Origin of the sequence: Limnospira fusiformis SAG 85.79 (assembly GCF_012516315.1) — a bacterium.
GTDB classification, from domain to species: Bacteria; Cyanobacteriota; Cyanobacteriia; order Cyanobacteriales; family Microcoleaceae; genus Limnospira; species Limnospira fusiformis.
In genome coordinates, this window is the sequence record NZ_CP051185.1 from 3,367,162 (window position 1) to 3,385,929 (window position 18,768).

Genomic DNA, 18,768 nt, shown 5'->3' on the forward strand with positions numbered 1-18,768 from the left:
TGTTAGAGATTCCTTATTCTTAATTAATGATCCAGACTAGAGAGATTTATTGACGTTGTAGTAAAATGGCGGTTTGCCAATAATAGGCTTCTTGGCGAATTTCAATGACTTGAAAAAACGGTTGTACCATCTTACAGAAATAATCGAGGTCATAAAAAACGAGCGATCGCGTATCTCGACCCAAAGTAAACATAGCAAAATCCGACTTACTATATTCATCATATTTTTGTAAACATTCAGCCCTTTTATCTGGCGGCCAAACATTATTATTAGATAACCACTTTTCCTTAAAGTCTTTAATTAGATTCATCAGATGCTGTTCTTGGATAGTAATATAAGCCATACCACCAGGACTAATAATCCGACGAAGTTCTAATAACCAAGCCTCAGCCAAATCGTCAATATGGGTAAAAACTGAACCCGCATAAATCAAATCAAAATATCGATCCTCAAAGGGTAAATGAGGATTAGTGGTACAGGTCAAAAAGTGAAAAGGAGGCCTCATATATTGCTTACACCAGTTAATGCAGTCAGCATTAATATCAGCCCCCCAAATTTCGCAGGTATTAGCTTGATCGCTTAAAAATCTCATCATTCTTCCAGACGCACAACCAAAGTCTAATATCCGGCTTCCTGGGTTTAAAGAAAACTTAGCTTTTTCTAGGGATTCTAACAGTAGGCGAATTTGAATTTTACCAGATTCAAGATAGTAGTCCTCCCCCCTGTCTGCAAATACTAGCATCAGGGGACGTGGAGGGACAGGAAACTGCCAGGTTTTGGTTTTATAGTCTTGTTGTGGGGGGGTAGGTTTAGGCATCATGTAGGATACTGAATCCCCTGATTTTGGGTAATATTTGAGCCAATCAATAGGTTCAAGATTATGGGAAATTTGAGGCGCTTTTGATTCCAGATCATCGGATTTTTTTTGCAGTTCTTGTAGTTTATTCTGTGCGGTTGTAAAATCTGGCTTTAGTTCCAAAACTTTTTGAAAATAAGCGATCGCTTCATCAACCCTTTTAACTTTCTGTAAACACTTAGCCAATTTATAGTAAGTTTGAGGGGAATTGGGGTTCAGTTTGATGGCGCTTTGGTAAACCGGAATCGCCTGGTCAAATCGCTTGAGATAGACTAAGGTATCAGCTAAATTACTATGAGTCCAGAAAAAATTAGGGTTAATTTCAGCAGCTTTTTGATAAACGGGAACCGCATCCGACCAGCGTTTAAGGTGTCTGAGTGCATCTCCCAAATGATTATAAGCCCAACAAAAGTTAGGGTCAATTTCTATAGCCTTTTGATAAACGGTAACCGCCTCCGACCATCTTTCAAGTTGAATTAAAGCCTCACCCCAATTATTATAAGTCCAGAAAAAAGTCGAGTTAATCTGAGATGCTTTTTGATAAACAGAAGCAGCATCTTCCCATTGTTCTTGTTGACTGAGAGCTTGTCCTAGGTTATTATAAGCCCAGAAAAAGTTAGGGTCTAGTTGAATAGCCTGCTGACAGACTGGAACAGCATCTTCCCAGCGTTCAAGTTTAATAAAAATCCCACCCAAACTATTATAAGACCAGGAATCTTCGGGATTAAGTTTAATAGCTTGTTGATAAGCACCGATCGCCTCTTCTAATCTACCAGCTTTCACCAGAAGATTACCCCATTTTTGGTAAGCATCAGCCCAACTGGGGACCAAGACAGTAACTTGACGATAACAGGTGATCGCCTCTTCAAGTTTATTTTCCGCCACACAAGTATTCGCCTGCTGATATAGTTGCTTAACAGCAGCTTGAATTTTTTGGCTAAAAGTTGGTTCAGCATTAGGTTGAGGGGTATCTTGAGACATGAAAACCTCCATAAATGCTCTTCAAGGTCAATTCTATCAGCCTTCTGGACTTCTGGGTGAGATTTCCCCAGGGACAGATCAGAACAATTGTATTGTGATCATATTTCCGTGATAGTCTGTCAAAGTCCGCAAGCCTCCACACTTAAAAATAAATGTTCCAGCAGCCATAGAGTTCTATCCCACTCTCGGCCAGCCATCACACTCAAGGCGGGTAGATGACCTTCGGGGGCTTTCAGAGAAAATGATAACTGATCATAGTCTTTGACATATATATCATCTGATGGGTGGCGATCGCACCATCCCACCCGTTGAGCAAATTCAGATGTGTTTTGGTTAACCTGTTCCCAAATCCGCCTTTGAACCCCAAAGCCAAAGCGACCGCGACTAGCCTGTTCCCAAACTTGATTAATTTCCCTTAACTCTCGACAGGGAAAAGTAGCTATTTGTGCGGTACTAAAACACCCAGCCTGACTACCGACAATTTCCAGCATTAACCGAGAAGTTTCAGCATCAGCCTCCCGCCATTTTCCGGCTTTCATGAGATCCTGTAACTTTTGATAAGGATTCAGTTTAGGGGTAACTTTGGGGGGAGGTGGGGGAGTGGCAGCGTGGGTATATTTTTGGGTGATCGGTGGAACAATGCGCTGATAGTTCTGGGTAGGTATAGGTTGATACTGATAGGGATAGGGCTGTTTAAGAATTTGTAGCACTTCTTGAGCCGACTGATAGCGATCGCGAACAAAATCCCGGGTTAAGCGGTCCAAAACCTCTGCTAACTGTCGGGGGACAGAAACATTAGCTGGTAAACGTTCTCGCCATACCCAACGCCCTTCCATAGCATCATAGAGGTCATCTCTACCATCTTCTGAGGGTAAACACCCAGTCAGCAAACGCAAACAAGTCACCCCTAAACTATACAAATCACTAGCGGGGTAGACCTGACCTCGTAACTGTTCCATAGGTATATATCCAGGTGTCCCGACAGTAGTTCCCTGTCCCACCGTGGTAGTTCCCGTCACCTGTTTAGAGACACCAAAATCAATCAGGATTAACTGATTATCGCGGCTACGGCGCATGATATTTTCTGGTTTGATGTCACGGTGAATTATATTGCGGTTGTGGATAATCTGGAGGATCTCAAGCAATTCAGACAAAATTTGATAAATCTGATCAGGATTAAAATGTCCCTTTTGCTGTAACTCCTGCAACAGATTCTGTCCATCAATATATTCTTGCACCAAATAAAGTCGCCTATCCTGTTCAAAATAGGCAATCAACCCCGGAATTTGGGGATGTTCCCCTAACTCATATAACCGCTGGGCTTCTTGTTTAAATAATTCTGTGGCTTTTTGTCGCGCTGCTGTTCCCTGAACTTGGGGCATAAATTGCTTAATCACACAGGGATCATTCATCCGATCAACATCTTTGGCTTCATAGGTGCGACTGAACCCCCCGTATCCCAATTGTCGAATTACGCGATAGCGGTTTCGGAACAATGGCAGCAAAATCGGCGCCCCACAGCTTTGACAAAATCGATAACCCTCATTATTAAATGGGTTAGGGCAACTTGGGTTGCAACAGTACAGCATCTCCAGGGTTGAACGAGTTTGCTCTATTGTCTCATGTTTCTCGATCTACCCTGGTGGCTGATGAAGCTCACCCCACCTGCCTTGGGCAGGTGGGGGTGTCGGTGCTAACCTCGAACTGTGCTAGTCCACAGGTCACACAAACAAGCCCAGCTTCTAGGCGAACCTCGAGAACTTTGGATCGAGGGTTCCTCACTGTCCTTACTGATACATTTACGCGACATTTTTCCGGTTGTTCCCGGACAATGCAACGATAGCACTATTACCCGTTAAGGTAACAGAGGCGGTATCCCGCAAAGCTTTTAGAAAGATTCCAAAAGCACCGTTCCAGTCCCGTGGTAGAGTGAACCCGCACTCAGGACATCGGAACACTTTTGAGCCACCTAGCTGGGAATGGACATGACCACAGTGAGTACAGGTTTTGCTGGTGTATTCTTCGGTCACATCTACAACTGTTCAGTTATTTCCCCTTGATGTCTCAGGGTTAGTTTGAATCGATAATGCGCCCATTTCAGCATGGCGCGGGCAGTCTTAGACCTGATTAGACGCTTCACCTTGGCAACCATATTGGAAGTCTCGAAGGTGGGCCCAAAAATCAGGCTGTGTTATGGGATGGCCAGGGATGCGACCCAATCAACCAAGGGGTTGAAGTCCTCACCGGGTAGTTATTTCGCCCATTTCAGCTCTATTTCATACCCGAAGGTCTCGCACCATACTTGGTATTATACCGTATTGCCGTCAAATGTTAACCTAATTTGAGATTAAATCATGCTCTTCGAGAAGAGCTTCGCTCTACGGCGAGTGAGCTTAAGAATACCTCGTGCAGCAATATTGAGCGCCCCATTGAGGTCGGCATTGTATCGCTTGCCCTAGGAAAATTTAGCCAGGGCATAGTTTTTGCCATCCCGCCCTTTCGACTCCACTGCCGTCATAAGCCAGCTTTTAGGTGGAGCTACGACATCAATGACCTTACCGCCTATCTCTTGCCATTTCATCTCCGTCAAATCTCGAATCATACCTTTAAGCCATCCATGAAAGCGTTGGCGAAGTAAGGAGCGCTTGCGCCCCCCCTTAGTCTTCCATCCTACATTCCGCAGGTTGATAGGTAATTAACCGGATGCGTAGTAATAGCGCTCAACGGGTGGACCGAAGAGGTGAATAATCAATCGCCGTTCATCATTGAGATTGCTAATCTGCCTTTGCCCATCGAGATTAACCCAGTGGATTCCTTGAAACTTCTGCATAATCCAGCGAAAGGTCGGTTTAGCGGTGGGTTGTTGGCGTTGGTCGCGCACCGTTTGCTTCTGAGCATCTAGCGCCTGTCGCAGTTGGCGTTCGGCGAGGGTATACACCATAAGGGTTAGGGCCATGATGAGAGCTAAGGCCTCGACCCGCTGCGGCTTTTTGACAAAGACGCTACTGGCAAAGAAGAGGGGGTCTTTGAGGAAGCGAAAGCCTCTCTCGACGGTCTGTTGCCCTTTATATTCGCTCAAGCAGGTCTGAGCCGGCCAGAGGGATTGCTCCAGTTGATTGGTGGCTAGAATAAAGCGACTACGCTGACGGCTAAAGCGGTCTTCCGCCGTGGCGGTCTGCTGTAACGTGGCCTGGAGCCGATAGCCCTGAACTGGGGTGGGTTCGGCGGATTTGGCGGGACGACCGGGGGGTCGCTTGGCCCGCACCGTCTCCAGGGAGACCTGAGTGAGCTGATGCACCTCGAGTCCATCTTGAAACTGCATCAAGGCCTCGAGGGCATCGGGTTTGCAAGCAAAGACCCGCTGGGTCAGCTTTTTCAATTGGCGGTTGAGGCGGTGTTCGAGCTTCTCTAATTCGGGTTGCCAGAGGTCGGCATTGGCTTTGCGGGTTTGGCTTTCGACGAGGCGCCAGCGCTGGCGCACTCCGGCATAGGTCTGCTCAATCTCCCACATCCGGTAATCCTTGGAGTTGCAGGGGACTTCAGTCAGTCGGGTGACATCGCTGTGCACCAGCTCTTGAGCCGCTTTTAGGGTCAGCGGCACCCGTGATAGCCACCCCGTGGTCTCCATCTGCTGCAGATTGGCTGCTGTGTAAAAGGCGGCATCCATCACAACGATACCGTCGCTAGTCCATTGGTCACCAAACGCCTTGAGCACCTCTGCAAACTGCTGAGTGTCCTGTTCATTGCCACTGGCCAACTGCAACCATAGCGGCACGCCACCGTCGGCGGCACAGACTAGAGTCATCAAAAACTGTTTCAAATCTGGACGATGGTCTCGGGAATAGCCTCGACACAGCCGAATTGGGCTGGGTTCTGCTGATGTCTCACCGGGGGGAGCTGACTCAAGTCCTACCTCGGATTTCCCCTTCGAGCACCGCTGATACTTCCCTTCTACTGAGATCGAGGTGGCATCGAGATGACGCTGTTGAATATCAATTCCAAATCGTTCCACAGCCTGGAGCGCCACCTGGAGAAAAAATGATGTCGTCCCTTCTGCGTAGAGTTCATCCAACACTCGACCTAAGCGGTCGTCATTCAAGTGACGAGCCTCTACCCCTTCCCCGAGCAGATGAGACACCGCTTTACTCTCAAAAAACTCGCTGAATAAATACAACGGTGCACTGAGAAAGCCTAGGGCGTTCAAAATCATGGCTTTAACCACTTGTCCGGCACTCACATGCTCCAAGCTATGAGGTTCAATCCGCTTATCCGTCAACTCGACCAGGCCAAGTTCGTCAATCACTCCAGCCACTAAACCCAGATGGTCTAAATTTTTAATCTGCATCGCCAGAGCCTACCGCTCGAAGGAACCCTTTCTAGCCTAGACTAGCACCATATCTTTTATTCCCTGTCAACCTGCGGAATGTAGGTTCCATCCTTTCAGGTTCTCAAAGACAATGGCATCGGCATTGAACTGTTGGGCAATCTGCACAATACGCTTCGAGACAATCTGCCCAATTTGACGGTTGATATTACGGCATTTGCGGTAGGTATGAGAGCAGAAGCCTTTCTGGAGACTTCCACCTAGCCCCATTGTCTTACTAGCTCGTTTAGATACCGATTTCAGCCGCTTATCTCGACGGTCGCCGTTCCGCTGGACGCAGGTTCCAGCGGCTGCGGCGACTTCGTCTATGTCTCTGGCTGGGTGAATAAACTCCCGATAGGTTACAGTGCCGTCAAAATTCACGACTGCCACAGTAGCGGTGGTGTTGATACCCAGGTCAACACTTACAACTCGACCCTCTCCCTCCCGTTGAGGTGGATGACACTCAAATGGAACTGAGAGATGACAGGCTTTTTTCTGCTCATTGAAGATAAGGGACGGTGACAGCAGCTTGTTACTATCTACGGTATGCCGTTCTCGTAGGCTGGTTATCTCAATGGTAGTCCAGACCCAATCAGTTCCGTTAAATACCTTGATGTCGATGCGGTCATAGCCATGGAGTTTATAGCACTGACCCTTATACAGGGTCGGATAACAGCCACTGTTGGGATTGAGTACGGGAGGTTTGGCATCCCGACGTTGACGAGTTCCCGATTGCCATTCCCGATATCGGGTCATGTAGCTACTGACTTGGCCAGCGGCGAAAACAATGGCGGCTCTTCGGTAGTAGCTGGGGAACTTGTAAAAGGTTTGGTCAAATTGCCGGTATTTGGGGTTAGGGTTCTTGGCGGTTTGGTGAATCAGTTTCTCAACGGCTAGAACCCGTTTTTGACTCGATAACCCCCCTAGAGATGGCCAATGAGTTAAGAGAATTCCCATCAAATGCCGACAGACACCTAGGGAGACCTCAACCGTCTGGAGCAGCAGCACTTGCTGGCTGGCTGTCGGGTTAAGATTCCATAGGTCTGTACGGATGATTGATGTGGTTTGTGCCATAACGGTATGATAACCTAAGGCTTGTCAGATCGGCGGCTCCTTGACCCCCACCTGCCGTTGGGCGAGGTGGGGGAATGCGTCGCTATTTTTGTTCAAATTTGCTCAGGGTTTTTTGAGGATAATCCATTACATCAGACTTACCCAAACCTACCCATAACTAGACTTTTTTATGTCACGATCGCTCTCCCCCCTATCTTGAGAGGGGGATTCACAATCGACCCAAAAACGGTAATTAGGGGCGGGTTCACGAACAATCTGCTCGAAATAGAGGATGATTGCTAGAGGCGGCGGCTACAGCAGGGGAAGTCGAAACGCCCCTATTACTCTATGTAGTTGTTGATGCCAAATGCTTCTCAATCACCTCAGAAATATCTGAGGGTTTGACTCGCGTATAATGAGCCTTATCTGGCATGACAACTAAGTTGGGCCCTAATTTACATTTTTTCAGACAACCTGTTTTTTCAATTTTAACTTGATCATGCAATCCGCGATCGCATAAGGCTTGCTCCAGGACTCGACAAACTGCTTGTCCTCCTCGCTGGCGACAATCAGATTTCTGACAAACTAGAATTTTCGCCGGTTTAGGCTGGCTTTTGGTTGAGGGCCTCACAGAGTTGACTGGGCGCACTGAGGGTTCAGATGCTGGTATAATCTTGGTGGCTTTGAGTTTGACTTTGGCATTTTTTAAATTGAGGATTTTTTCGCCAAATACTCTCACCTCTAACCCCTCAGATAACAGGTGTTTTGCCTCGTCACGTAATCGCTTAGATAGCTTAATTGTATACAATCCTGATGTAGTCATCAGTTGCAGGATTTGCGGGGTTTTGCCTTTTAATAAAATCTGCAAAACTCTACCCGAAAGGCTGAAATCCGAAACTTGCTTATTGAATTTAGACATAATTTTTGCGGTTTGTTTGGTGTGCTTGGGTTCATGGGATTTATTGCCTAACTACGATTCCAGGCCCTTTCCAGAGATAGGGCTAGTTCCCGTGGCGATGCACTTAACCTTCTCAGGACACTAGCAAGCTGAACAGCTTCGGTGGTGTTGGTAATCTTTACCCGCAGCGGGTGATCTACCTGACACCAACAGCTAATTCCCAATTCTTGCAGCCGCCGATAGACCTGCCACCTTTTTGACCAGGCCACTTCTACTACTTCACCGGACTTCGGATCTAATTCTGATGAATTCATTACCACATCTAAATGAAAGAGATTTGCACTAAATTGGGCTGATGACTGCTGCCCTAGCTCACAAATGACTCGGATAGTCCCATATTTCATTGATAACACAAATGATATCTTTTCTCAATAGTCTGTTTATAAAAGTTTACGAAAACGTCAGCCCGGTCGAGTGGCAACTTCAACATCCGCATATATACTTACAGTAAAAAATCTGTAAATTTGGATACATTTTTTCTAAAATTATGCCAAAATTTTAGTAGGGGAATTTTTTAATCATAAAATCGGAGATTTAAAATCATGAGTTTAGAAGAACAAGCCCGGGAATTGTTGGTCCAGAATCGTCACCATAAGCAGCATCTTGACGAAACGATGCTTTCGCGGGCGGCCCAGGAAAGCGATCGCGCACCTGGAGCTGGTTCGGAGCCTAATCACAGTATGGCGGACGAACAAGCACGGGAACTGTTAGCCGAAACCCGTCACCATGAGGAACATTTACACGAAACCATGCTTTCGCGGGTGGCCCAGGAAAGCGATCGCGCACTTGGAGCTGGTTCGGAACCTAATCACAGTATGGCGGACGAACAAGCACGGGAACTGTTAGCCGAAACCCGTCACCATGAGGAACATTTACACGAAACCATGCTTTCGCGGGCGGCCCAGGAAAGCGATCGCGCACGTGGAGCTGGTTCGGAGCCTAATCACAGTATGGCGGACGAACAGGCGCGGGAACTGTTAGCCGAAACCCGTCACCATGACGAACATATCCACGAAACGATGCTGTCGCGGTCTAGTGAGGGATATTAGCAATAGTAGAGGTAGAGTTAGCATAGCCCCATGAGGGGAGACAAAACCACCTAGGAAGGTAGTTAGCAACCTACTTTCTTAGGTGGTAGATCTGGCTAATTATCGCCCAATGTTCCGACTGAATTAACTTGGCAATTTCCGTATTGTTCCGGTGGAATAATCACATCAGTCAGCCAGAGACTTTGAACATCATCCTCTCGGAGCCAGCCTCTGTCTCCTGGCTGTAGGGTGGTGATTTCCTCTAGGTTATCTATGGGTTGATTAATCCCTTGAGGGTCGGAGTCGTCCAATTCTGTCGGTAAAGGGGTATTATTGTCTGGTGTAGCTAGATTATGCGATGAGGGAACCGAACACACTTTTAACTCTACCCAAGTTCCGTCATTTTGGGTTGTTTGTCGTTCGAGAACCTGAAAGACACTATTGCTAGGAACTTCCCCTTTTAATTCCCCTTCCACAAAGTCTTGGTGCAATACAATAGGACTTGGGGGGATGTTATTCTGTATAGTGCGAGCAGAACTCAATTGGATGACTGATCCAAGCGGAACACCTGCGCCATAGGGGACAGTTGGGGTAGGGAGAGAAGGATCAGCGGGTCTGGTGGTAAGGGGGGTGCTAGTAGGCGGTTCGTCGGGTTCTGTGGTCTGATCACCCCCTAGGAATGTCCAAGCTAAGGCCCCGCCAATACCCAACAGTATTAAAATGCCTAATGATAATAACCAAATTGAACGGCTTTTGTTTTTGTCAACTACAATTAATTCGGTTTGCATAGCTGAGTCGTCAGAACCGCTGAGGTCTGATGAGCTATCGGCTATGGTGTCATCGTTGAGACTAATGGCGGTAGGAACGGAAATTTCCGGTAAGTCTTGAATTGTCTTGGGGGAAACTTGAAAATGCAGTAGGGCGATGGTAACGTTATCATGGCCGTTTTGGGTGTTGGCAATTTTCAAGAGGCGATCTCGTACTGATGGGAGGGTAGTTTGACCCTGCAAAACTGGTAAGATTTCGCTCTCCCAATATTGTTCTACCCGATCGCGATCGCTCAATCCATCGGAACATAGGACAAAGATACAATCGGAGTCAACGGGAAATCTCTGGATGGTAGGATGTAAATTGAGAGAGTGGGTAATTCCGAGGGCTTGAATTAGGGCTCCCGATGATACTTGCTGTAATGCTTCACGATAGATAGTATAGCCTAGTCTAACTTCTCGGGAGGCGACATCATCATCAAGGGTAACCTGGTAGCAACCCTCAGGTGTAATCCAGTAGGCGCGGGAGTCTCCAATATGGGTTAAATATATTTCATGAACATGAGCCAAAGCCATGACTATAGTAGTTCCCATGCGTTGACGACCCTGGCGCTCTTCGGTATCATTGCGATCGCTAATGGCATCGTTAGCAATACTAATGGCTCGCTTCAACCGATTGGTCAAGGAAAGGGGGTCCCAATTGGCGGGATGTAGGGGAATTTTTTCCATTTGTTCCCGTACAATTTCAATAGCTAAACCAGAAGCCACCTCGCCGCCTTCCTGTCCGCCAATACCATCGCAGACAATAGCCAAAGCCATGGAGTTTTCATCAATACCATCGTTGTACGCGGACCGATAGCAGGCATCCTCATTATGCGATCGCGTAGGACCTGCATCTGTGACGGTGACAATATCGACTTGTCTTTCTAAAGACCGTCCACAAATGACTAAGGCTTGGTCTAGTTGACTGGCCAAGCGCATCGACTTTCTAATTTCCCCGGCTATCAGTTGTTGGGTAAGTTGTTCCAAAAATTTCTGAATCCGGCGATCTGCTGTAGGAATTAACGATTGCCAAACTGACCCCAGTTGAGATAGTCCTGCGGCTTTAGCTTGGTAGCGTAATTCCAATAATCTGACCAGAGGCCCTTCTACCCGCAGCAGGTCAAAATCAAGTAGACTGGAAGCGACCCCCTGACAACTCAAGGGATACCACAATGTAGCTATCTGCCATAACCAGCTTAATTGACGCATGGCTGATGTTTCTTCCCAGACTTGGGATAGTAATGGTCGAAGTTCCCCCGACTTAGGTTCAATGGGGCATCCTTCTAACAGCCATATATCTTTTTTTAGGGGACTTTTGGCTGCAGGTATCCACCCATAGACCTGGGGAATGTGGAGTCGCTCAGAAAACAGTTTCAGGTAACAGGAAATCTCCTCGGCGGTAATATCATTTCCGGGAGTTTGCGGAAGTTGTTCGGGTTGAGTGTCCACAAAAATACGACCGCCCTGGCTGAGATAGCGATCGGCAATCAAAGTTCCAGCGGGCATATCCTCAAAGCCCGTAACGAGCGCCCATAGATAGTATTTTCGCATATCATTTTGCATAGAGGGTTCTCACATCTGGAGTAGCCACCAAATTGGGTTCAGGGAATATTTGGATACCAGACCAGAGTGTCTCGTTTCATACCAATACAATCGAGGGTTACGACACAGACAGCAGCCAAGCATTGGAACAACAACACATAGAGTGGTGCAGAAGGGGCGCGTGCGTCACGAAATGTAATCTTTTCGTGTTTTCCGAAAATTGTCGGGATGTGACGCACCCTACAGTTATTGGCGCTGAGTGACTGGCTGGTGTGAACTATTGTAGCGCTTATTATCTCCCAGTATAGTTATCATAGGACCGGGATTTATAGCACAAGACAGAAAAGTTAGGACGTATAGCACAAGACAGGAAAGTTAGGACGTATAGCACTAGTCAATACGGTTAGGACGCAGCCTTGAGAACAGAATCCATGGCATCATGGAGAGAATCAAACTGCTCAATACAATGGCGAATGCGGGCTTTCAACCACGACCAACATTTCTCTATCTTGTTGAGGTCTGGCGAATAAGGCGGAAGATAGAGTAAACGGCATTGAGCCGCCTCCGCCAGTTCAGCAATCCGCCCCCCTTGATGAAACGTTGCATTGTCCAGTACTAGAGTTTGACCAGGCTTCAATGTTGGAATTAAGATGAACTCCAACCACAACTCAAACACTGTCCGATTACAACAACCCTCAAAGGTAAAGGGGGCTAAGAGTTGTTGATGACACCATGCGGCCATATATAGCATTAGTCAAGGTGGTTAGGACGTAGCTTTGAGAACGGAATCCATGGCATCATGGAGAGAATCAAACTGCTCACGTGCAGTGGCGAATACGGGCTTTCAGCCACGACCAACATTTCTCTATCTTGTTGAGGTCTGGCGAATAAGGCGGAAGATAGAGTAAACGGCATTGAGCTGCCTCCACCAGTTCAGCAATCCGTCCCCCTTTATGAAACGTTGCATTGTCCAATACTAGAGTCTGACCTGGCTTCAATGTTGGAATTAAGATGAACTCCAACCACAACTCAAACGCTGTCCGATTACAACAACCCTCAAAGCTAAAGGGAGCTAAGAGTTGTTGATGACACCATGCGGCTATCATACTTACCCTGCCCTGCCTCTTCCCTGATTTGAGTGCATGGAAGCGTTTTCCTTCCTCGCAGTAACCATAAGGGTAATCCGAGTCCTGACTATTCATGCCGGCTTCATCGAGGTAGACCACTTCTTCCGGCTCCATCTGTTCAATCTGAGCCATAAACTCCTCTCGCTGTTGCTTCCAACGTTCTTGGTAGCCGTAAGTTTTTTTTTCTGGTGAAGCCAATTTTCTTCAAGGCTCTGGATATGGTGCGAGGAGAGATGTCGTCATCCCAAAGTTCAGCCATTTGAGCTGCTGTTTTGTGGCCATGCTCTTGGGCAAAAGCCTTGAATTTTTGCCAGTCGGTAATTTTGTGGTTATTGCCAGGTCGGTGATGAGGTTTAGGGAGGAAGTCTCCGGTCTGTGCTTTTCTTTGCAGCCAGAGATTAATGGTGTTCCGGCTGACATGGAAAACTTGACTGGCTTCTGTTTTGGGCATACCGTCTAGTTCAATGGCATCAATAACTTTTTGTCTGAGGTCGTAACTATAGGGGGCTGGCATTTTTGGTCTTCTTAGTCATCTCGTCCTCTCCATTATACGTCCTAAGTCTTCTGTCTTGTGCTATAGCTCACCCTGCCCTGCCTCTTCCCGGATTTGAGGGCATGGAAGCGTTGTCCTTCCTCACAGTAACCATAAGGATAATCCGAGTCTTGACTATTGATGCCAGCTTCATCGAGGTAAACCAACTCTTCCGGCTCCATCTTTTCAATATGAGCAATAAACTCCTCTCGCTGTTGCTCATCACGTTCTTGGTAGCCGTAAGTTTTTTTTCTGGTGAAGCCAATTTTCTTCAAGGCTCTGGATATGGTGCGAGGAGAGATGTCGTCATCCCAAAGTTGAGCCATTTGAGCGGAGGTTTTGTGGCCATGCTCTTGGGCAAAAGCCTTGAATTTGTGCCAGTCGGTAATTTGGTGGCTATGACCAGGTGGGCGATTAGGTTTAGGGAGGAAGTCGCCGGTGTGTTCTTTTCTTTGCAGCCAGAGATTGATAGTGTTCCTGCTGACATGGAAAACTTGACTGGCTTCGGTTTTGGGTATACCGTCTAGTTCAATTGCATTAATAACTTTTTGTCTAAGGTCGTAACTGTAGGGGGCTGGCATTTTGGGTCTTCTGTAGATATCCTTGCCATTATACGTCCTAACTTTTCTGTCTTGTGCTATATGTGCAGGTAGTCGTATGAGCCCCCTACTTTTCCCCTTGCCCTTTTGGGCGCAGCGTGTCAACCTATTTCGCTGCTAATGTATTACCATGGTTCAAGTCGGACATTCAGTTTCCTTAATCATAGATGGTTGGCAGTGGTCGAGTAGGAGGTAGGTTCCTCCACACGCCTTCCGTTCCCCGCTTCAATCCTGGGGTTATGATTCCCCAAACTGGGGGTGGCTATCGCCGTTACCCTCTGCTCTGTGATTTCTCAGTTCGCTTAGGACCTTGGGTTCCCTGCCTTGCTTAGTTCCCTAAGCGTCGGGACATATAAACAGTTATGAGGATGGTCAGGAGTGCGATCCTTATATCCAAATTCGGGGCTGTAATCCTCACCGGGTAGTGATTTAGGGCATTTCAGCCCTATTTCATACCCGAACGTCTCGCACCATGTGCTTACATTTTTCACTACTGCCTTGTGAATAGCATTACTCACTTGTTTATAGGCAGACCATTAGAGGGGTTACAACGTTCCGTTTATACGGGCATTCCATCTTGAGATTTGTCCTGTCCACCGGGGTACTTTAAAGGTCTGTGCAGGTAGGTAAAGAAGCCTCCTACTTTTCCCCTTGTTCTTTTGAACGTAGCGTGTCAACCTATTTCGCTACTACAGAGTTACGATGGTTCAAGCCAGACATTCGGTTTCCCTAATCATGGATGGTTGGCAGTGGTCGCGTCTTGGTAGTAGGTTCTACCTCACGCCTTCCGTTCCCCGCTTCAATCTGACGGGTTATGATTCCTCAAACTGGGGGTGGCTATCGCCGTTACTCTCTACTCATTGTTATCATGGGGTCATAACTTCCCAATCAAAACAGTTTGTTTGATGACCTTGAGTTCCCTGCCTTGTTTGGGGGTTCAATCCAAACGTTGGGACGTATAAACAGTTATGGGGAATGGTTCGAGGCTCCGACCTCTTATCCAGACTCGAGGCTGGCTTCCCCACTAGGAGGTGATTTCAGGCATAACAGCCTTATTTGGTCTCCTAAAGATTTCGCACTCTCTACTCATTGTTATCATGGGGTCATAACTTCCCAATCAAAACAGTTTGTTTGATGGCCTTGAGTTCCCTGCCTTGTTTGGGGGTTCAATCCAAACGTTGGGACGTATAAACAGTTATGGGGAATGGTTCGAGGCTCCGACCTCTTATCCAGACTCGGGGCTGGCTTCCCCACTAGGAGGTGATTTCAGGCATCACAGCCTTATTTGGTCTCCTAAAGATTTCGCACTCTCTACTCATTGTTATCATGGGGTCATAACTTCCCAATCAAAACAGTTTGTTTGATGGCCTTGAGTTCCCTGCCTTGTTTGGGGGTTCAATCCAAACGTTGGGACGTATAAACAGTTATGGGGAATGGTTCGAGGCTCCGACCTCTTATCCAGACTCGGGGCTGGCTTCCCCACTAGGAGGTGATTTCAGGCATAACAGCCTTATTTGGTCTCCTCAACATTTCGCACCCTCTACTCCCTGATTTCTCAGTTTGTTTATGACCTTGGGTTCCCTGCCTTGCTTAGATTGATCCAAGCGTCGGGACATATAAACAGTTATGAGGTTGGTCAGAAGCGAGCTTCTTATATCCAGCTACGAGCTGGAACCCTCACGCTTGCTGTTATTTCAGGCATTGCAGCCCTATTTGATGCCTAAACGTCTCGCACGATTAATTTTAGGATGGGGTTTCTACTCGCGGCAGTCCCATACTATAGTTGACCGCCCTAGTACCGAGATTATAGGAGATTTGACCGGATTGCAAAAGCGATCGCACAAAATGCTCTAAATCTGATCCAATGCGACGGAGATTATATTCTGTCAAATCTTCCCCTTCCGATGCTGCGACTAACTCATCAAACTTTCGATAGACTTGTTGCAGGGCTTCATCATTCCAGTTAAATTCATTATCTGGGTCAATGTCAATGGTCAATTTTTCTTCACTGGGAATGATTTCGTTATCCTGAAGTTCCGCAGTCAAAATGTGAATGTGACGGGTTGTAGACTTTAACAGCATAGTTTAGGATGAGTGAGACTAAGTGCCTATTATACACTTATTACGGCGACTGTGATCCCAACAATCACCAGAGGCTAGGCTAATTGATAAGTGCGAGACGTTTAGGAGACCAAATAAGGCTGCAATGCCTGAAATAACCTCCTAGTGGGGATTTCAACCCCTTGATTGAATATAAGGAGCGCACTCCTGACCATCCTCATAACTGTTTATATGTCCCGACGCTTGGAGAAATCTAAGCAAGGCAGGGAACTCAAGGTCATAAACAAACTGAGAAATCAGGGAGTAGAGAGTAACGGCGATAGCCACCCCCAGTTTTAGGATTCATAACCCTAGGATTGAAGCGGGGAACGGAAGGCATGAGGTAGAACCTACTACCAAAAATGTGACCACTGCCAACCATCCATGACTAAGGAAATCTGAATGTTCCGACTTGAACCATCGTAATTAGCAAGCAGCGAAATAGATTGACACGCTGCGCTCAAAAGAGCAAGGGGAAAAGAAGAGGTTTTTATATACCATCTTCACAGACCTTTAAAAGTACCCCGGTGGATAGGACAAGTCTAAAGATGGAATGCCCATATAAACGGAACGTTTTAAATCCTCCTGGACTCTGAATATCTGGTCGAGATATCAGTAGTAACAAATGTAAGCGCAAGTCCTAGAGGAAGTGAGATGTGACCAAAAGCCAACGCCCTGCTGTAATGGCAGGGATATGCTGACAGGTTACGGTTTGATTGCATGAATAGAGTCTAGTAGGAGTTATAGCACCAGACAGGAAAGTTAGGACGTATAATGGAGAGGACGAGATGACTAAGAAGACCAAAAATGCCAGCCCCCTATAGTTACGACCTCAGACAAAAAGTTATTGATGCCATTGAACTAGACGGTATGCCCAAAACATAAGCCAGTCAACTTTTCCATGTCAGCCGGAACACCATTAATCTCTGGCTGCAAAGAAAAGCACAGACCGGAGACTTCCTCCCTAAACCTAATCACCCACCTGGCAATAACCACAAAATTACCGACTGGCATAAATTCAAGGCTTTTGCCCAAGAGCATGGCCACAAAACCTCCGCTCAAATGGCTGAACTTTGGGATGACGACATCTCTCCTCGCACCATATCCAGAGCCTTGAAGAAAATTGGCTTCACCAGAAAAAAAACTTACGGCTACCAAGAACGTTGGAAGCAACAGCGAGAGGAGTTTATGGCTCAGATTGAACAGATGGAGCCACAAGAAGTGGTCTACCTCGATGAAGCCGGCATGAATAGTCAGGACTCGGATTACCCTTATGGTTACTGCGAGGAAGGAAAACGCTTCCATGCCCTCAAATCAGGGAAGAGGCAGGACAGGGTGAGCTATAGCACAAGACAGAATACTTAGGACGTATAATGGAGAGGACGAGATGACTAAGAAGACCAAAAATGCCAGCCCCCTATAGTTACGACCTCAGACAAAAAGTTATTGATGCCATTGAACTAGACGGTATGCCCAAAACAGAAGCCAGTCAAGTTTTCCATGTCAGCAGGAACACCATTAATCTCTGGCTGCAAAGAAAAGCACAGACCGGAGACTTCCTCCCTAAACCTCATCACCGACCTGGCAATAACCACAAAATTACCGACTGGCAAAAATTCAAGGCTTTTGCCCAAGAGCATGGCGACAAAACAGCAGCTCAAATGGCTGAACTTTGGGATGACGACATCTCTCCTCGCACCATATCCAGAGCCTTGAAGAAAATTGGCTTCACCAGAAAAAAAAACTTACGGCTACCAAGAACGTTGGAAGCAACAGCGAGAGGAGTTTATGGCTCAGATTGAACAGATGGAGCCGGAAGAAGTGGTCTACCTCGATGAAGCCGGCATGAATAGTCAGGACTCGGATTACCCTTATGGTTACTGCGAGGAAGGAAAACGCTTCCATGCACTCAAATCAGGGAAGAGGCAGGGCAGGGTAAGTATGATAGCCGCATGGTGTCATCAACAACTCTTAGCTCCCTTTAGCTTTGAGGGTTGTTGTAATCGGACAGTGTTTGAGTTGTGGTTGGAGTTCATCTTAATTCCAACATTGAAGCCAGGTCAGACTCTAGTATTGGACAATGCAACGTTTCATAAAGGGGGGCGGATTGCTGAACTGGTGGAGGCAGCTCAATGCCGTTTACTCTATCTACCACCTTATTCGCCAGGCCTCAACAAGATAGAGAAATGTTGGTCGTGGCTGAAAGCCCGTATTCGCCACTGCATTGAGCAGTTTGATTCTCTCCATGATGCCATGGATTCCGTTCTCAAAGCTGCGTCCTAACCACCTTGACTAATGCTATACCTGCCGAGAGCCTAAAAGGGGTTTAAACGTACCGTTTATATGGGCATTCCATCTTTAGACTTGTCCTTTCCACCGGGGTACCTTTAAAGGTCTGTGTAGGTGATAACAAGATTACCCTATTTTTCCCCTTGCCCTTTTGGACGCAGCGTATCAACCTATTTCGCTGCTTCTAGATTACGATGGTTCAAGCCGGAACATTCAGATTTCCTTAGTCATGGATGGTTGGCAGTGGTCGGATTGTTGGGATTAGGTTTCCCTCATGCCTTCCGTTCCCCGCTTCAATCTCACGGGTTGTGAATCCTGAAACTGGGGGTGGCTATCGCCGTTACTCTCAACGCCCTTATTTCTCAGTTTGTTTATGACCTTGAGTCCCCTGCCTTGCTTAGATTTCTCCAAGCGTCGGGACATATAAACAGTTATGGGATGGTCAGGAATGTGAATCCCTTATATTCCACCAAGGGGTGAAAGTCCCATTAGGAAGTTATTTCAGGCATTGCAGCCTTATTTGATTCC

Annotated in this window: 13 protein-coding genes and 5 pseudogenes; 5 read left to right on the forward strand and 13 right to left on the reverse strand. The window is 46.9% G+C overall.

The window, feature by feature from the left end; all coding sequences use genetic code 11:
• Positions 1 to 46: 46 nt before the first annotated feature.
• The 7 genes and pseudogenes from HFV01_RS15840 to HFV01_RS15870 form a co-directional block, all read right to left on the reverse strand.
• Entirely contained in the window at positions 47 to 1,837 is a 1,791-nt protein-coding gene (locus HFV01_RS15840; RefSeq protein ID WP_006669272.1) for a class I SAM-dependent methyltransferase, read from the reverse strand.
• 119 nt (positions 1,838 to 1,956) lie between these two features.
• On the reverse strand, positions 1,957 to 3,426 hold the full coding sequence (locus tag HFV01_RS15845; RefSeq protein ID WP_006626148.1) for a serine/threonine-protein kinase: 1,470 nt from the start codon (positions 3,424 to 3,426) through the stop codon (positions 1,957 to 1,959).
• Between the two features lie 210 nt (positions 3,427 to 3,636).
• Positions 3,637 to 4,028, reverse strand: a pseudogene (locus HFV01_RS15850) (zinc ribbon domain-containing protein); the annotation flags it as partial.
• A 504-nt stretch (positions 4,029 to 4,532) separates the two neighbouring features.
• On the reverse strand, positions 4,533 to 6,182 hold the full coding sequence (locus HFV01_RS15855) for an IS1634-like element ISAtsp2 family transposase (RefSeq protein WP_006668501.1): 1,650 nt from the start codon (positions 6,180 to 6,182) through the stop codon (positions 4,533 to 4,535).
• Between the two features lie 66 nt (positions 6,183 to 6,248).
• On the reverse strand, positions 6,249 to 7,277 hold the full coding sequence (locus HFV01_RS15860) for a transposase (protein ID WP_006669275.1): 1,029 nt from the start codon (positions 7,275 to 7,277) through the stop codon (positions 6,249 to 6,251).
• 325 nt (positions 7,278 to 7,602) lie between these two features.
• Positions 7,603 to 8,175, reverse strand: a complete 573-nt coding sequence (locus HFV01_RS15865) for a (2Fe-2S) ferredoxin domain-containing protein (protein ID WP_006626152.1) — start codon at positions 8,173 to 8,175, stop codon at positions 7,603 to 7,605.
• Between the two features lie 47 nt (positions 8,176 to 8,222).
• Positions 8,223 to 8,468, reverse strand: coding sequence for an Asr1405/Asl0597 family protein (locus HFV01_RS15870; protein ID WP_035760234.1), 246 nt, complete (start codon positions 8,466 to 8,468; stop codon positions 8,223 to 8,225).
• A gap of 288 nt (positions 8,469 to 8,756) precedes the next feature.
• Between HFV01_RS15870 and HFV01_RS15875 the strand changes: the two genes are divergently transcribed.
• Positions 8,757 to 9,263 carry a hypothetical protein gene (locus HFV01_RS15875; RefSeq protein ID WP_235677637.1) on the forward strand — a complete coding sequence of 169 codons (507 nt, stop codon included), beginning with the start codon at positions 8,757 to 8,759 and terminating at the stop codon, positions 9,261 to 9,263.
• 95 nt (positions 9,264 to 9,358) lie between these two features.
• Here the strand turns inward: HFV01_RS15875 and HFV01_RS15880 are convergent, their stop codons facing one another.
• The 4 genes and pseudogenes from HFV01_RS15880 to HFV01_RS15895 all read right to left on the reverse strand — a co-directional run.
• Positions 9,359 to 11,614 (reverse strand): PP2C family protein-serine/threonine phosphatase, encoded by a 2,256-nt coding sequence (locus tag HFV01_RS15880; RefSeq protein WP_006626155.1) that lies wholly within the window; start codon positions 11,612 to 11,614, stop codon positions 9,359 to 9,361.
• A 382-nt stretch (positions 11,615 to 11,996) separates the two neighbouring features.
• Positions 11,997 to 12,335 (reverse strand): annotated as a pseudogene (locus HFV01_RS15885) (IS630 family transposase); the annotation flags it as partial.
• A gap of 21 nt (positions 12,336 to 12,356) precedes the next feature.
• Positions 12,357 to 13,234, reverse strand: a pseudogene (locus HFV01_RS15890) (IS630 family transposase).
• Between the two features lie 65 nt (positions 13,235 to 13,299).
• Positions 13,300 to 13,833: pseudogene (locus HFV01_RS15895) on the reverse strand (IS630 transposase-related protein); the annotation flags it as partial.
• A 185-nt stretch (positions 13,834 to 14,018) separates the two neighbouring features.
• Between HFV01_RS15895 and HFV01_RS15900 the strand changes: the two are divergent.
• Both HFV01_RS15900 and HFV01_RS15905 read left to right on the forward strand, forming a co-directional pair.
• Positions 14,019 to 14,183 carry a hypothetical protein gene (locus tag HFV01_RS15900; RefSeq protein WP_235720207.1) on the forward strand — a complete coding sequence of 55 codons (165 nt, stop codon included), beginning with the start codon at positions 14,019 to 14,021 and terminating at the stop codon, positions 14,181 to 14,183.
• A 370-nt stretch (positions 14,184 to 14,553) separates the two neighbouring features.
• Positions 14,554 to 14,757, forward strand: coding sequence for a hypothetical protein (locus HFV01_RS15905; protein WP_235720208.1), 204 nt, complete (start codon positions 14,554 to 14,556; stop codon positions 14,755 to 14,757).
• Between the two features lie 837 nt (positions 14,758 to 15,594).
• On the opposite strand, the gene HFV01_RS15910 is transcribed toward HFV01_RS15905, so the two are convergent.
• Both HFV01_RS15910 and HFV01_RS15915 read right to left on the reverse strand, forming a co-directional pair.
• Positions 15,595 to 15,933, reverse strand: a complete 339-nt coding sequence (locus HFV01_RS15910; RefSeq protein ID WP_006615757.1) for an NAD(P)H-quinone oxidoreductase subunit M — start codon at positions 15,931 to 15,933, stop codon at positions 15,595 to 15,597.
• A 256-nt stretch (positions 15,934 to 16,189) separates the two neighbouring features.
• Entirely contained in the window at positions 16,190 to 16,333 is a 144-nt protein-coding gene (locus HFV01_RS15915) for a hypothetical protein (protein WP_193520198.1), read from the reverse strand.
• 425 nt (positions 16,334 to 16,758) lie between these two features.
• On the opposite strand from HFV01_RS15915, the pseudogene HFV01_RS15920 reads away from it, so the two are divergent.
• Positions 16,759 to 17,292 (forward strand): annotated as a pseudogene (locus tag HFV01_RS15920) (IS630 transposase-related protein); the annotation flags it as partial.
• Between the two features lie 65 nt (positions 17,293 to 17,357).
• Positions 17,358 to 18,234 (forward strand): IS630-like element ISAtsp1 family transposase gene (locus HFV01_RS15925; RefSeq protein WP_108614948.1). Its coding sequence is split into 2 segments (ribosomal slippage): positions 17,358 to 17,687 and positions 17,689 to 18,234, totalling 876 coding nucleotides; the frame shifts between segments, so codons are not numbered across the junction.
• Positions 18,235 to 18,768 lie beyond the last annotated feature (534 nt).

Coding starts and splice junctions, on each gene's coding strand:
- HFV01_RS15840 (WP_006669272.1), bottom strand. CDS start 1,837: ATGTCTCAAGATACCCCTCAACCTAATGCTGAACCAACTTTTAGCCAA.
- HFV01_RS15845 (WP_006626148.1), bottom strand. CDS start 3,426: ATGCTGTACTGTTGCAACCCAAGTTGCCCTAACCCATTTAATAATGAG.
- HFV01_RS15855 (WP_006668501.1), bottom strand. CDS start 6,182: ATGCAGATTAAAAATTTAGACCATCTGGGTTTAGTGGCTGGAGTGATT.
- HFV01_RS15860 (WP_006669275.1), bottom strand. CDS start 7,277: ATGGCACAAACCACATCAATCATCCGTACAGACCTATGGAATCTTAAC.
- HFV01_RS15865 (WP_006626152.1), bottom strand. CDS start 8,175: ATGTCTAAATTCAATAAGCAAGTTTCGGATTTCAGCCTTTCGGGTAGA.
- HFV01_RS15870 (WP_035760234.1), bottom strand. CDS start 8,468: ATGAATTCATCAGAATTAGATCCGAAGTCCGGTGAAGTAGTAGAAGTG.
- HFV01_RS15875 (WP_235677637.1), top strand. CDS start 8,757: ATGAGTTTAGAAGAACAAGCCCGGGAATTGTTGGTCCAGAATCGTCAC.
- HFV01_RS15880 (WP_006626155.1), bottom strand. CDS start 11,614: ATGCAAAATGATATGCGAAAATACTATCTATGGGCGCTCGTTACGGGC.
- HFV01_RS15900 (WP_235720207.1), top strand. CDS start 14,019: ATGGTTGGCAGTGGTCGAGTAGGAGGTAGGTTCCTCCACACGCCTTCC.
- HFV01_RS15905 (WP_235720208.1), top strand. CDS start 14,554: ATGGTTCAAGCCAGACATTCGGTTTCCCTAATCATGGATGGTTGGCAG.
- HFV01_RS15910 (WP_006615757.1), bottom strand. CDS start 15,933: ATGCTGTTAAAGTCTACAACCCGTCACATTCACATTTTGACTGCGGAA.
- HFV01_RS15915 (WP_193520198.1), bottom strand. CDS start 16,333: ATGGTTGGCAGTGGTCACATTTTTGGTAGTAGGTTCTACCTCATGCCT.